Annotated in this window: 14 protein-coding genes; 11 read left to right on the top strand and 3 right to left on the bottom strand. The window is 59.0% G+C overall.

The features are described 5' to 3' along the window. Positions 1–7 precede the first annotated feature (7 nt). Complete coding sequence (locus tag BSF44_RS24110; protein WP_095945630.1) at positions 8–436, bottom strand: DUF1294 domain-containing protein; 429 nt, start codon at positions 434–436, stop codon at positions 8–10. Beyond that, a complete protein-coding gene (locus BSF44_RS24105; protein ID WP_095945629.1) occupies positions 433–1,263 on the bottom strand; it encodes an undecaprenyl-diphosphate phosphatase in 831 nt (276 codons plus the stop codon). Before BSF44_RS24105 ends, BSF44_RS24110 begins: the two co-directional genes overlap by 4 nt. A 296-nt stretch (positions 1,264–1,559) precedes the next feature. On the opposite strand from BSF44_RS24105, the gene pnuC reads away from it, so the two are divergent. From pnuC to BSF44_RS24065, 8 genes are all read left to right on the top strand, one after another. Continuing rightward, positions 1,560–2,123: a nicotinamide riboside transporter PnuC gene (pnuC, locus tag BSF44_RS24100; protein ID WP_095945628.1), complete on the top strand. Its 564-nt coding sequence runs from the start codon at positions 1,560–1,562 to the stop codon at positions 2,121–2,123. Further along, positions 2,120–2,644 carry an AAA family ATPase gene (locus BSF44_RS24095; protein ID WP_095945627.1) on the top strand — a complete coding sequence of 175 codons (525 nt, stop codon included), beginning with the start codon at positions 2,120–2,122 and terminating at the stop codon, positions 2,642–2,644. The genes pnuC and BSF44_RS24095 overlap by 4 nt, the downstream gene beginning before the upstream one ends. A gap of 354 nt (positions 2,645–2,998) precedes the next feature. Further along, a complete protein-coding gene (locus BSF44_RS24090; RefSeq protein ID WP_095945626.1) occupies positions 2,999–3,436 on the top strand; it encodes a hypothetical protein in 438 nt (145 codons plus the stop codon). 1 nt (position 3,437) lies between these two features. Next, positions 3,438–4,016 carry an adhesin gene (locus BSF44_RS24085; RefSeq protein ID WP_095945625.1) on the top strand — a complete coding sequence of 193 codons (579 nt, stop codon included), beginning with the start codon at positions 3,438–3,440 and terminating at the stop codon, positions 4,014–4,016. Positions 4,017–4,081: 65 nt separating this feature from the next. Then, the gene (locus BSF44_RS24080; protein WP_095945624.1) at positions 4,082–4,939 is read left to right on the top strand and encodes a heme utilization protein; all 858 of its coding nucleotides are present in this window, start codon (positions 4,082–4,084) and stop codon (positions 4,937–4,939) included. A 61-nt stretch (positions 4,940–5,000) separates the two neighbouring features. Then, complete coding sequence (locus tag BSF44_RS24075; protein WP_095945623.1) at positions 5,001–5,681, top strand: C39 family peptidase; 681 nt, start codon at positions 5,001–5,003, stop codon at positions 5,679–5,681. Between the two features lie 26 nt (positions 5,682–5,707). Further along, positions 5,708–6,469, top strand: coding sequence for a hypothetical protein (locus BSF44_RS24070; RefSeq protein WP_095945622.1), 762 nt, complete (start codon positions 5,708–5,710; stop codon positions 6,467–6,469). Positions 6,470–6,515: 46 nt separating this feature from the next. Then, a complete protein-coding gene (locus tag BSF44_RS24065) occupies positions 6,516–7,787 on the top strand; it encodes a transporter (protein WP_095945621.1) in 1,272 nt (423 codons plus the stop codon). 54 nt (positions 7,788–7,841) lie between these two features. Here the strand turns inward: BSF44_RS24065 and BSF44_RS24060 are convergent, their stop codons facing one another. Then, positions 7,842–9,167, bottom strand: a complete 1,326-nt coding sequence (locus BSF44_RS24060) for a sigma-54 dependent transcriptional regulator (RefSeq protein ID WP_095945620.1) — start codon at positions 9,165–9,167, stop codon at positions 7,842–7,844. Between the two features lie 342 nt (positions 9,168–9,509). Between BSF44_RS24060 and BSF44_RS24055 the strand changes: the two genes are divergently transcribed. The 3 genes from BSF44_RS24055 to nhaB all read left to right on the top strand — a co-directional run bounded on the left by BSF44_RS24055 (position 9,510) and on the right by nhaB (position 12,932). Beyond that, positions 9,510–9,776, top strand: coding sequence for a hypothetical protein (locus BSF44_RS24055; protein WP_007970062.1), 267 nt, complete (start codon positions 9,510–9,512; stop codon positions 9,774–9,776). Between the two features lie 285 nt (positions 9,777–10,061). Continuing rightward, on the top strand, positions 10,062–11,351 hold the full coding sequence (locus BSF44_RS24050; RefSeq protein ID WP_095945619.1) for a hypothetical protein: 1,290 nt from the start codon (positions 10,062–10,064) through the stop codon (positions 11,349–11,351). A 78-nt stretch (positions 11,352–11,429) separates the two neighbouring features. After that, the gene (nhaB, locus tag BSF44_RS24045) at positions 11,430–12,932 is read left to right on the top strand and encodes a sodium/proton antiporter NhaB (RefSeq protein ID WP_095945618.1); all 1,503 of its coding nucleotides are present in this window, start codon (positions 11,430–11,432) and stop codon (positions 12,930–12,932) included. The last annotated feature ends 9 nt before the right edge of the window (positions 12,933–12,941 follow it).

The raw sequence follows: 12,941 nt of genomic DNA, 5'->3' as shown, positions 1-12,941 counted from the left end.
TTCTTTATCAGAACAAGGCGAACAGGTGTGCACCGAGGAACAGGTGATCGATCCAGAACACCTGGTGCATCAGCACGATGATCCAGAACACCAACTGGTAGGAGACTTTGCGGGTTTTGTGCCGGAACGCTTGCTGCGCCAGCAAGGCACCGGGCCAGCCGCCGGCGAGCTCCAGCGCATGCAGGACATTCTCCGGCGTCCGCCATTGCTCGGCGCGGGCCTTGCGTTTGTCGCTCCAGTACAGAAAAAACGTCACGACGCTGACGATGCCATAGGCCGCCAGGGGAATCAGCGACACCCCGTGCAGCCATGACGACACCGAACCCGACAGCGGCAACGCGCACAGGATTGCAAACACCAGCCACTTCAGCCGTGGATGGCGAGTCTGTCCCCCGGGCTGACGCCCGGGGTTATTGCGCGAGCTTGAGTCGCTCACGGCTTGACCGCGCTCCAGTCGACCCAGCCCAATTGCCAGGTCGCCAGGATGATCAGGCCGAACACAATGCGATACCAGGCAAATGCCGCATAGCTGTGGTTGGCGATGAACTTGAGCAGCCCGCGGACCGCGATCATCGCGAAGACGAACGCCGTAACGAAGCCGACCGCGAACACCGGGAAATCAGACGGGACAAACAGGTGACGGTATTTATAGCCCGAGTACACCGCCGCGCCGACCATGGTCGGCATCGCCAGGAAAAAAGAAAACTCGGTAGCGGTCTTGCGCGACAGGCCGAACAGCAACCCGCCAATGATCGTCGAGCCCGAACGGGAAGTGCCCGGAATCATGGCCAGGCATTGGGCGAAGCCGACTTTCAGGGCATCTTTCCAGGTGATGTCGTCCACCGTTTCAGCGTGGACTTCGTGCTGACGGCGCTCGGCCCACAACATGATGAACCCGCCCACGACCAGCGCCGATGCCACGGTGATCGGATTGAACAGGTATTCGTGGATCAAGTCGGCGAAGATCACGCCCAACACCACGGCCGGCAAGAACGCGATCAACAGGTTCGCGGTAAACCGCCGAGCGCCCGGCTGGGTCGGCAAGCCGATGACCACGTCGAAGATCTTGCGTCGAAACTCCCATACCACCGCCAGGATGGCACCCAACTGGATAATGATGTTGAACGCCATTGCCCGCTCGCCCCCGAAGCCGAGCAAGTCGGCCACGATGATCTGGTGGCCGGTACTGGAAATGGGCAGGAATTCTGTCAGCCCTTCTACAACCCCAAGAATCAATGCCTGAAAGGCGGTCCAAAAATCCATCAATCCCCCAAAAGGCTATGCGCGCCGGCATGCCCCGTCAGTATTTTTCAAAAGCTTGAAATGCGATCAGCGTAGCTGATTCCCCGCGCATCAAGGATCACCACAGAACCGTCAAAATCCTGTGAAAAAAACAATCCTGATCCGGGCTTATCCGTGCGGGGCCGAAATCCTATCAGACAAGTCCGATTGGTGCTGCCGCGTTATCGCGCGCCAATGAAGCACACTCTGCGCCAGGGGATTCCCGACCCCAATCCGGTTACAATCGGCCCCCTTTTCGATTTTCCCAAGGAGCCTCCATGTCCGGGCTTGAACTGTTTGCCGCCGCCCTCGGTGTCATTGCCGTCTGGCTGACAGTCAAACAGAACCCCTGGTGCTGGCCCATCGGCCTGGTCATGGTGCTGCTCTATAGCTGGATCTTTTTTGAGGTGAAGCTGTATTCGGACATGTTGCTGCAAGTCGTCTATGCCGCCTTGCAGCTTTACGGCTGGTGGCAATGGACACGGGTGGGTGAAACGACCCATGGCCGCGAAGTCAGTCGGCTCGATACCCGCTCCATGGCGTTGAGCCTCGCTATTGGCGCACTCGGCAGCCTGTTGCTGGGAGCGGCCATGGCCCACTGGACCGACGCCGCGCAACCCTGGCTCGATGCGGCGCTGACCGGATTCAGCCTGGTGGCGCAAGTCTGGATGGCGCAAAAACGGCTCCAATGCTGGCCGCTGTGGATCACTCTCGATGTGATTTTCGTCGGGTTGTTCCTCTATAAAGGCCTGTACCTTACCGCCACGCTGTACGGGTTGTTCGCGGTCATCGCCGTGCAGGGCTGGCGCGAATGGCGCGCCGACCCGGCGTTGCGCGCATGAAAGTCCTGGTACTCACAGGCCCGGAATCCAGCGGTAAAAGCTGGCTGGCGGCCGAGTTGCAACAGTGTTTCGGCGGGGTTCTGGTCGACGAGTATGTGCGCTGGTTCATCGAGCAGAATCCGCGGGACACCACCTTGGCCGACATTCCGGACATCGCCCGCGGTCAATTGGCATGGGAGGACGAAGCGCGGGCGCAACAACCGTCTTTGCTGATCCTCGACACGCACCTGCTAAGCAATATCCTCTGGAGCCAGACCCTGTTTGGCGACTGCCCCGCCTGGATCGAACAAGCGCTACTGGCCCGGCATTACGACTTGCACTTGCTGCTGTCGCCGGAACACGTCGAATGGACGGATGACGGCCAACGTTGCCAGCCCCGATTGAGTGAGCGCCAGGCATTTTTCGACCAGACCCTGGCCTGGCTCGAGCGCCATGCACAACCGGTTCAGGTACTGCACGGAGATTGGGCAGAACGCCGATTCCAGGCGCTGCACGCCGTGACCCGATTGCTCGGCGCCTGACCGGCATTTGGGGCAATTCCCCCGCCCCCCTTGTCCCGGGGGGGAAAGTGTCCGATCCTGAAACACCCTCCCTGCCTCAAACCGCCCATTTCAGCGCCCTGCACCGCCTGATCATCGGATTTGTTAAGTCATTGATACAGCGCCCCTGAAACCCTTGTTCCAGAGCGGTTTATCTGTATTTTCGTGCTGCCTGCGCGGTTTTTTTGTCTCAGTGCTGAAACATCCTCGACAGAAGGTATCCGGCCAACATCCATAAGCCGTTGAATCAACACGACATTCAAAAACCGGCACAGCTTTCGCTCTCTCCTTCACACAGCCGACCAGAGCCAGCCCACATGAGAAGGAAAGAGCATCGTGGGGATACTCAACAAGAGAGTCTTGACGTGCCTGCTGCTGATCGCAAGCGTTGCGGGCACGCTTTTCAGTTTCGACGTTCACGCCGAAGGCAACGGCGTCATCGTGCTTGATCGCACCATTCACTCAACCCCTATCGGTCGCAGCGGCGGCAGAGATCCGAACCCGAACACCGTCAATGCCAACCCATCGACCCGCGTCACCGGCGAACTCAGCGATGCCGACATCGCCGGGGTCACCACCGGAACGGCCCTTCGCCACAACAACGGTCAAAGCCCGGGTGGCATGCAAGGCCTCAACGTCGTCACCAACCCCAACGGTTTGCCCGGCATGTCCGTCGGCCACGGCGGTGGCAGTGGCAGCGCGATTTCCGGAACCATCAACCGCGCCATGAGCAGCGGCCTCGGCTCACTGGGCAGAATGGCGGGAGGCCAATGAGATGAGTCGATCCCTGCTGCTACTGGCCCTGTTCGGTTGTACCAGCGTAATGGCGGATTCGGTCGTCAGTTCGGTGAACAACGCCACCCTCCAGGATTCCGGTACTCAATACCGGGGCAACTTCAACGTCAACCAGGCGGCTGGCGATCGACAACAGCAGGCCAACGTCCGCGCGATCGCCATGGGTACACAGGCCGGGGCGACCACCAGTGTCCAGCAGAACATCACCACGCCCGCCAATCCGTCCATGGATGCGACGGCCACTATCGGCGGCTCCTCCTTCAGTAATGGCAACGGCGTACTGGGCGTCAACCAGGGCGTGGGGGCGAACAACCAGATGGCCAACGCCATGCGCGTCAGCATCAGCGCTGCACCGCAAGCCATTGACGATAGTGCGCTTTCTCAACAGAACGTGGCGTTGCTACCGAACTCCGGAACAACTGGCACCCCACACGGCAGTCGCCAGGTCGTGACAAGCGACCAGGCCTTTACCGGCAGCCGGGGAGTGATCCAGCTGAACCAAAGTGCCGGAGTGGGGAACCGAATGGCTAATACCCTGAGCATCCGGGTCGCTGACTGACCCCCGATACAGTGCGATCAGGGAAGTACCAACACTTGACAGACAAATGAGCACGGAGAAACACCATGAACCCGACAACGGCTCTCAAACCTCTGGCTTTCGCTCTGGCAGCTGTGATGGCATTCGCAGCACAAGCCGGCGGTCTTGAAGATCACGAGCAGGGCAATGGACAAGGCAACAACCATCAGCCCAAAGGCCCGACGCTGGAACAAATCATGCGGATAACAGCAGGTGCCGGGGCCGCCGTGCTGGATTCGCAGAAAAGCAGCGGCAGCAGCGTATTGAATCGGGACACCAGGAACGAAGCTGGAATCGATGACTCCCTGAACAACTCCAACGGCAACATGGGCGCCAACGTTGCAGCCGGTAACGGCAACCAGCAAGACAACGCCGCCGCCCTTGCCACGGCTGACGAAAGCTTCATCTTCGGCACCGCGGTCGCCGTCTCCAGCGCGTCTCAGAAGAGCGCCGGCAACACCGCCAGTAACCACTCCAACACCAACAACACAACGCTCAACAACGCAGGCAACAGCGGTTCCGGCAACATCGGCATCAACGTGACCACCGGCGACTTCAACCAACAGAAAAACAACCTGGCGATTGCCGTTTCAGGCGGACGTGTAGCAGAAGCGGCGGCGGCGGCCAACCAAAGTACGTCCGGGTTGAACGTCACCAACAACGCCAGGCATGACGACAGCACCCCGACTGATTTAGTCACCGTGGGTGTACTCGGTCTGGCGGGCGTAACCACTCAACAGGTGATGACGCCAGAGGGCTGGAAACCCCCTGTAACCAACAATGCTTCGATAACGGGTTCGATGAACAACTTCTCCGGCAACGGCGGAGCCAACGTATCGTCTGGCGTGGGCAACCAGCAAAGCAACTCGCTGTCCATCGCCGCGGGCTGCAGGTCTTGTCAGTAACCGCGATTGCAATGGAAGCTCCGGCGACGGTTTTTTTCCACTGTCCCAAGGCGTATCGAACATGCGTAAGACTGTCCTTTTCGCCCTGCTCTGCCTGTCTGGCCTGACCCAGGCTGCACAGATGCCGGTTGCCGCCCTGCCCGGTGGCGTACTGGTGTACAAGCACGTACAGAGTTTGCGCGAGCGCAAGTTCAGCGACATCGTCGAACAAAAAACCGATTTCAGCTGCGGCGCCGCTGCGCTGGCAACGATATTGCGCCAGGCCTATTGGCTGGACGTCGATGAGGAACACATCATCAAAGGCATGCTGGTCACCGCAGACCAGGACCTTGTGCGTACCCAGGGTTTTTCCATGCTGGACATGAAGCGCTACATAGAACGCATCGGCATGCGCGCCCGGGGCTACAGGATCCCGCCGGAAAGACTCGAAGCCGTGACGATTCCAGTGGTGGTGCTGATGGAAATTCGCGGCTACAAGCATTTTGTGGTGCTACAGCGGGCGGACAAGAACTGGGTCTATATCGGCGACCCGGTACTCGGACACAAACGCTACGCCCATGATGATTTTGTCAAAGGCTGGAATGGCATTATTTTCGCTATCGTCGGTCCCGGTTACGACAAAACCAATGCGTTACGCAGTCCACCGGAACCGCTGACTGCCAAGAACAAGATGGATAACTTCAACCCGGTCAAAGATGCTGAATTGATGGATTTTGGTTTCATACAGAGCGACTTCTTTTAATCGCCAACAAGATGACAGGGGGCTGGATGCTCCGGGAGCAGCAAATGAAAACCTCGTATTGGGTGGTCGCTGCCTTTCTGGCAGCGAACACTTCAGGTTTTGCTGAAGAGTTCAGACCCATCGAACTCAAGGACGATGAACTGGCCGAATTGCGTGGCCGGTATGTGATGCCGGGGCGGGTCATCAGCTTCGGTGTTGTCATGAGCAGTACCTGGCGCAATGCCAGTGGTGACCTGATCGGAGCGTCCACCTCGATGCAGCTTCAAGCCGAAACGGTCAAACCCCAGTTCTATGTTTCAACCATCAAGCAATCCGGTCATGGCGGCTCGCCCAAGTCGGGCAGCGGTCACGTGTCGGGGGGCGATGCGCTGAACACTTCCCGGGGCATAACCCAGGTCACACGAGCAGCAGGCGATGGCAACAGCGCAAACAACAACATCGCCATCAACGTCAAAGAGGCCAGCACGGCCCCTGCACTGGTGCCAAGCCAGGGCCAGGCGCTGATAGCCGGCCAAACCATTACCGGCAGCAATGCCGCAGGCAGTGTCGCCGTATCCGCGACCGGCGGCGGTGTTCAGATGTCCATTACCGCCAACAACAACCAGGGCACAAGCCTGCAACAGGTCGCCCAGGGCGGGTTGCTGCAAAACACCCGGTTGCTGGGCAGCAGCAATATTGTGGACAACATGACTCAACTCAACGTGGTGCTCAACAACAATGGCCCGAGTGCGGGTGTACTGGAGTGCAACCTCAACCAACTCGCTGCGTTACGGACCATGGGGTATTGAACTACGCTGACTCTGGACCATTGGGCACAAATGGACGGGTTATTTCATGTACCGATCAGTATCACTGCGTGCAGTTGCATGCTTGAGTGCTCTGCTCCCGGCAGCGATATTGCACGCAGCACCTGACCCGGAACTGGAGGCGCTCAAACAAGAGCTTCTGGAGTTGAAACAACGATACGAAGTCCAGCAAAAGGCCCTGGCGGTGCTCGAGCAGCGAGTTCGCCAGGTCGAAGAGCAGCCCGCTTCGCCCCCACCCAAGCGCCTGGCCAAATCGCCAGCGGATCTCAAAGGCAATCCAGGGGTCGCCGCCGGGGGCAGCGGCAGTTCTTATGGACAATCGCTGGCCAGTGACTCGCAACCGGCGCAAAGCGTTTCGAACCTGTATGACGAAGCCAGCGGGTTCTTCGGCGGTGGCAAGTTCAGCGTCGAAACCGGGATAACCTACTCCCGGTACGATACCCGCCAACTGATCCTCAACGGGTTTCTCGCCCTGGACTCGATCTTCCTGGGCGCCATCAACCTGGACCGGATCAAGGCCGACACCTGGACGCTTGACCTCACCGGCCGCTACAACTTCAACAATCGTTGGCAGTTCGATCTGAACGTGCCGGTGGTCTACCGTGAGTCCACGTACCAGTCCGGTGGCGGTAATAGCGGAGCCGCAAACGTCACGACCGAAGATTCCGTCACGCAAGACCCGACCATAGGCGACGTCAACTTCGGTATCGCCTACAAATTCCTCGACGAGTCAGTCAACACGCCGGATGCCGTGGTGACCTTGCGCGTCAAGGCGCCCACCGGCAAAGACCCGTTCGGTATCAAGCTGGTTCGGGTGGCCGACAACTCAAACCTGGCCGTGCCTGAGTCCTTGCCTACCGGTAACGGCGTCTGGTCGATTACGCCGGGGATCTCGCTGGTCAAGACGTTCGATCCGGCAGTGCTGTTCGGCAGCCTGTCCTACACGCACAACCTGGAAGAATCTTTCGACGACATCAGCTCCAACCCGGCGGTCAAGACACCGGGCAAGGTACGCATTGGCGACAGCTTCCAGATCGGCGCCGGTATCGCGTTCGCCCTGAACGAAAAGATGAGCATGTCGTTCTCGGTTTCTGACCTGGTGCAACGCAAAAGCAAGCTCAAGGAAGACGGCGGGGACTGGCAATCGGTGGTTTCCAGCGATGCCAATGCCGGTTACTTCAACATCGGCATGACCATTGCGGCCACCAACAACCTGACCATCGTGCCCAACCTGTCCATCGGCATGACCGACGATGCGCCGGACTTCCAGTTCAGTCTGAAACTCCCTTACTACTTCTGACCCGAACAAAAAAACCGCTGCAATCGCAACGGTTTTTTGGTTTGCGGCCGGAGCTCAGCGAATCTGGTGCTTGTGCAACAACCGGTAGAAGGTCGGTCGCGACACACCCAACACTTTGGCGGCGACACTCAGGTTATCGCTATGGCGATTCAATACATCGCACAACGCCTGGCGTTCGGCCCGGGACTTGTATTCTTCGAGGGTGCCCATCGGCGCGGCGATCGCATGCTGACTGATCAACCCCAGATCACGGGCCTCGATCTGCCGGCCTTCGGCCAACACCAATCCACGACGGACGCGGTTGGCCAGCTCGCGCACATTGCCTGGCCAGTCGTGTTTGCCCATGGCAATCAACGCGTCGTCGCTGAAACTGCGTGGGCGACGCCCGGTTTCATGGCTGTAGAAATGGGAGAAGTGGTTGGCCAGCACCGCCAGGTCGCCAGGTCGCTCGCGCAGCGGAACGGTCGCCACTTGCAGTACGTTCAAGCGGTAATACAGGTCTTCGCGAAAGCGTTTCTTCTCGATGGCGGCTTCCAGGTCGACGTTCGTCGCCGCCAGAACCCGCACATCCACCTCAATCGACTGACTGCCGCCGACCCGCTCGATGTGTTTTTCCTGGAGGAAGCGCAACAGATTGGCCTGCAACTCCAGTGGAAGGTCACCGATCTCGTCGAGAAACAGAGTGCCACCGTTGGCGGCCTCTATCCGTCCGATCTTGCGTTGGTGCGCGCCGGTAAATGCGCCTTTCTCATGGCCAAACAGCTCGGACTGGATCAAGTGCTCAGGGATCGCCCCACAATTGATCGCGATAAAGGGTTTGCTGTGACGCTGGGACAGGCGATGCAGGGTTCGCGCGACCAGCTCCTTGCCAGTGCCGCTTTCACCGCGAATCAACACCGGAGATTCGGTCGGAGCCAGTTTGCTCAAGAGTTTTCGCAGCTCACGGACAGGTTTGCTGTCGCCCAGCAATTCGTGCTCGGGCTGATCAACATGGACCGTACCCTGCCCGCGCAACCGCGCCATGCCGAACGCCCGGCCCAGTGTTACCTGAACCCGGTGCACGTCGAACGGCAAGGTATGAAAGTCAAAAAACCACTCACAGACGAAGTCGCCGACATTTTGCAGCCGCAGCACTTCCTGATTGAGTACGGCTATCCACTCAGTGCCGCTGCGGCTGATCAGTTCTTTGACGGCCTCCGGGTGCTCAAGGTGCGAGGGCTGCAAGCGTAGCAAGCCTACGTCACAGGTCCGGTCAACGGCGTTCTCCAGCGTGCAGCTGTCAACGTCCCAACCGATATCGCGCAATCCAGGGAGCAGGCGATAGCAATCGTCACAGGGGTCAACCACTAACAAACGTCGTAAGGCAGGCACATCGCTCATGACTGTTCCTTGGCGCCAAATTTACAAAATTTTATTAAAAACAGTCATTTGGCAGACCCAACTGTAACATTAGCAAGAATTTGACAGGGCCTTGTACTGTTTGACTATAGGGACGCCATTAAACCAGTTATAAGTTGCGATTATGTTAGTCACCTAACGACTCTTTCCTTTCACTCAGCTTTCAATGTCAGGCTCATTCCTGGGTCTGTGAAATAAAGTGGAAATTTCTTTTGAATGTGTGTGACCCAACCCCCGGTTGCGGGCATCAGTACAAGTAACCAGCCGAACGGTAAGCCCAACCCTCGGCACATCACTTGATTGGGCACACAGAGAGAAGACCCTATGAACGCCCCGCTGCGTATCAACGAAGCACTTCTGATTGCCGACCGCGCATTTAAACCATTCAAGTGCGTGGCCTGGGCTCCACAAGACGGTAATGGCGAGCTCAGCCTGACCGTTATCGACCGCACCAGCACCAGCATTGGCCGCAAGCAGATCCCCAGCAGCGCCTATTCCGATCCCGCGCAACTCGAACTGCTGCTGGAACAGGCTCGCGCCGAATTGAGCGAGGAAGGTTACACGCTTCAGTCGTGGTCGATGCCGCACTAATCGTTTTGCGGATTACTCCGGGGTAATCCGCGCCCTTTTCCTTTCTTTAGTTCGCAGTTTTTCTGGCCGCACGCACTACTTGACACTGCTTAATTCGAACTTTGCATACGCCTGATACTTTGCAGGCTCGCCATTGGTTCGAAAAGACACTGTTGTGGCACACAACGACCCTCCGTCTGTTAGTTCTTGCAGTTGTGCATATTCCCATTCAGGGATTGAATAATCTCCTTATCAAGTCGCCACCCAAACTTCTGGATCAGGACGACTCGCAAGGAGGTGCGGTGCATGCCAAGCCAGTCCGCTATTGCCTACTCCGCCACCCGGAACAACGCCGGGGCCCTCGACACGTCGTTTGCCGCCAATGGCAAAACCCAGGTCTATTTCGCCGACAGCCTTTTCAGCCTGGCCAATGACGTTGCAATCGATGCGCAAGGTCGCTTGCTGGTAGCCGCAAAAGTCGGCATGCCCGATGGCAGCCGCTTTGGCGTGGCCCGCTTGCTGGCGGATGGGTGCGCAGACCTGACGTTCGGTAAACAAGGCAGTGTCATCGGGCAATTCGAACCGGGGTTCGAAGCCATGGGCACCAAGGTCCTGATCCTGCCCGACGGCAATATCCTGTTGGCCGGCCTGCAATACGAAAACGCGCACCGCACACTCCCGGCCCTGGCATTGCTGGACCAGGACGGCGGCCTGGTGCAAGGCTTTGGCGATAATGGCCGCCGTGTCGTGAGATTGCCTGGTGGTCTGTCCCTGGGCATGCGCGATGTCTTGCTGCCTCCCGGTGTGCCCGGCGCAGAAGCCTGCGATGTGGCCGTACAGCAAGACGGCCGAATCCTGATCCTGGCCAACCATCACTTCGAACTGGCCGATCACGTCGGTATGTTGATACGACTGGATGTCGAAGGCTCACTGGACTGTTCGTTCAACGGTCGCGGTTTCGTGATGGTCAGGCACCTGCTGATGAATACCTGGCTCAGCAGCCTGACGGTGCAACGTGATGGCCGAATCCTGGTCGGTGGATCGATCAATTTTCCCGAGGAAGGCTTGCTGGCACGCTATCACCCGGACGGGCGCCTCGACGACCGTTTTGCTGTGGATGGATTCGTGACCTTCAAGGCGCAAGGGCATGGCGCCCGGGTCAGCCGGGTGGTCCAGCAACACGAAGGCGAAATCCTGTGTTTTGGCAGCAGTCGCGAGCCGATGCACTGCCTGACATTCAAATTGCACAGCAACGGCCGAGCCGACAGTCATTGCAACGGAGGACACCCCCAGCGGCGAGAAATCGGTTACAGCGGATGCCAGTGGACCGCCGCGCAGTTACAACCCGATGGCAGTGTGCTCACGGCGGGCGCCACCCTCGGCGGCGTCGAAGCAGACTTCATTCTCGGGCGGTGCCTGCCCAATGGCCTTCCCGATCGCCGTTTTGGTAAAGGCAGCGGCTATACACGTACCCGCCTCGGCCCCAGCCTGGACAGCGCCACCTGTGTCGCCGCGCAAGTCGATGGACACATCGTGGTGGGAGGCTATTCGCTGCACGGAAACTACAAGGCGGTCATCGCCCGTTTCCAGGGATAAACACCGGAGTTTTTCCTGCGCTTGATCTTCTGGCGCGCTTACGGCAAGTTGCGCGCTTCTCAAGACAAGGAGCAGCCGATGTCCGGTTCAATGGCCCAGGCGTTCGCGCACAACTTTCTCGGGCACTCGCCCCGTTGGTACAAGGCCTGCATCGTCGGCTTTCTGATTCTCAATGCCCTGGTGCTGTGGACCGCGGGCCCGGTGGCTGCCGGCTGGCTCCTGGTGCTGGAGTTCATCTTCACCCTGGCCATGGCGCTCAAATGCTACCCGCTGATGCCCGGCGGCCTGTTGATGATTGAAGCCCTGCTGCTGAAGATGACCACGCCCCAGGCGCTGTACGACGAGTTACTGCACAACTTCCCGGTGATCCTGCTGCTGATGTTCATGGTGGCCGGTATCTATTTCATGAAGGACCTGTTGCTGTACCTGTTTTCGCGCCTGCTGCTCGGGGTCCGCTCCAAGGCCCTGCTGGCCCTGATGTTCTGTTTTTTGTCGGCCTTTCTGTCGGCGTTCCTCGATGCCCTGACCGTGACCGCCGTGATCATCAGCGCCGCCGTAGGCTTTTACTCGGTGTATCACCGCGTCGCCTCGGGCAACGATCCGCGTCAGGACAGCGAGTACAGCGACGACAATCATCTGCCCACCCTGCATCAGGGCGATCTGGAACAGTTCCGCGCCTTTCTGCGCAGCCTGCTGATGCACGGCGCCGTGGGCACCGCGCTGGGCGGTGTGTGTACGCTGGTGGGAGAACCGCAGAACCTGCTGATCGGCCATGAAATGGGCTGGCACTTCGCCGAGTTCTTTACCCGGGTCGCGCCGGTATCCCTGCCGGTACTGGTTGCCGGGCTGGTAACCTGCGTCCTGCTGGAAAAATTGCGCTGGTTCGGCTACGGCACGCTGCTGCCGGATAACGTCCGTGCGGTGCTGGCCAACTACGCCGCCGAAGACAATGCCGAGCGCACCACGCGCCAACGCGCAGCGCTTCTGGTGCAAGGCTTTGCCGCACTGATTCTGATTGCCGGGCTGGCGTTTCACATCGCCGAAGTGGGTTTGATCGGCTTGATGGTGATCGTGCTGATCACCGCCTTTACCGGCATCACCGACGAACACCGCCTGGGCACCGCGTTCAAGGACGCCATGCCGTTTACCTCATTGCTGGTGGTGTTTTTCGCCGTGGTCGCGGTGATTCACGATCAGCAACTGTTCGCCCCGCTGATCCACTGGGTGCTGATGCTGCCGGCAGACCAGCAACCGGGCATGCTCTTCATCGCCAACGGACTGTTGTCCGCCATCAGCGACAATGTGTTCGTGGCAACCATTTACATCACCGAAGTGAAGCGCGCCTTCATGGCAGGCGAGATGACCCGTGAGCATTTCGAAACCCTGGCCATTGCGATCAACACCGGCACCAACCTGCCGAGCGTGGCGACACCCAACGGTCAGGCGGCGTTCCTGTTCCTGCTGACTTCGGCGATTGCACCGCTGGTGCGCCTGTCTTATGGGCGCATGGTCTGGATGGCGTTGCCGTACACCGTGGTGATGGGCGTGCTCGGGTGGTATGCGGTGAGCTACTGGCTCTGACACCACCGA

Origin of the sequence: Pseudomonas sp. ACN8 (assembly GCF_002303925.1) — a bacterium.
Classification (GTDB): Bacteria; Pseudomonadota; Gammaproteobacteria; order Pseudomonadales; family Pseudomonadaceae; genus Aquipseudomonas.
The sequence above is the reverse complement of the archived record's forward strand: the minus strand, read 5'-3'. Positions and strand labels throughout refer to the sequence as shown.

What these genes read in the sequence shown, in the direction of transcription:
- BSF44_RS24095 (WP_095945627.1), top strand. Translation starts at nt 2,120, where the DNA reads ATGAAAGTCCTGGTACTCACAGGCCCGGAATCCAGCGGTAAAAGCTGG.
- BSF44_RS24065 (WP_095945621.1), top strand. Translation starts at nt 6,516, where the DNA reads ATGTACCGATCAGTATCACTGCGTGCAGTTGCATGCTTGAGTGCTCTG.
- BSF44_RS24070 (WP_095945622.1), top strand. Translation starts at nt 5,708, where the DNA reads ATGCTCCGGGAGCAGCAAATGAAAACCTCGTATTGGGTGGTCGCTGCC.
- nhaB (WP_095945618.1), top strand. Translation starts at nt 11,430, where the DNA reads ATGTCCGGTTCAATGGCCCAGGCGTTCGCGCACAACTTTCTCGGGCAC.
- BSF44_RS24105 (WP_095945629.1), bottom strand. Translation starts at nt 1,263, where the DNA reads ATGGATTTTTGGACCGCCTTTCAGGCATTGATTCTTGGGGTTGTAGAA.
- BSF44_RS24085 (WP_095945625.1), top strand. Translation starts at nt 3,438, where the DNA reads ATGAGTCGATCCCTGCTGCTACTGGCCCTGTTCGGTTGTACCAGCGTA.
- pnuC (WP_095945628.1), top strand. Translation starts at nt 1,560, where the DNA reads ATGTCCGGGCTTGAACTGTTTGCCGCCGCCCTCGGTGTCATTGCCGTC.
- BSF44_RS24060 (WP_095945620.1), bottom strand. Translation starts at nt 9,167, where the DNA reads ATGAGCGATGTGCCTGCCTTACGACGTTTGTTAGTGGTTGACCCCTGT.
- BSF44_RS24075 (WP_095945623.1), top strand. Translation starts at nt 5,001, where the DNA reads ATGCGTAAGACTGTCCTTTTCGCCCTGCTCTGCCTGTCTGGCCTGACC.
- BSF44_RS24055 (WP_007970062.1), top strand. Translation starts at nt 9,510, where the DNA reads ATGAACGCCCCGCTGCGTATCAACGAAGCACTTCTGATTGCCGACCGC.
- BSF44_RS24050 (WP_095945619.1), top strand. Translation starts at nt 10,062, where the DNA reads ATGCCAAGCCAGTCCGCTATTGCCTACTCCGCCACCCGGAACAACGCC.
- BSF44_RS24080 (WP_095945624.1), top strand. Translation starts at nt 4,082, where the DNA reads ATGAACCCGACAACGGCTCTCAAACCTCTGGCTTTCGCTCTGGCAGCT.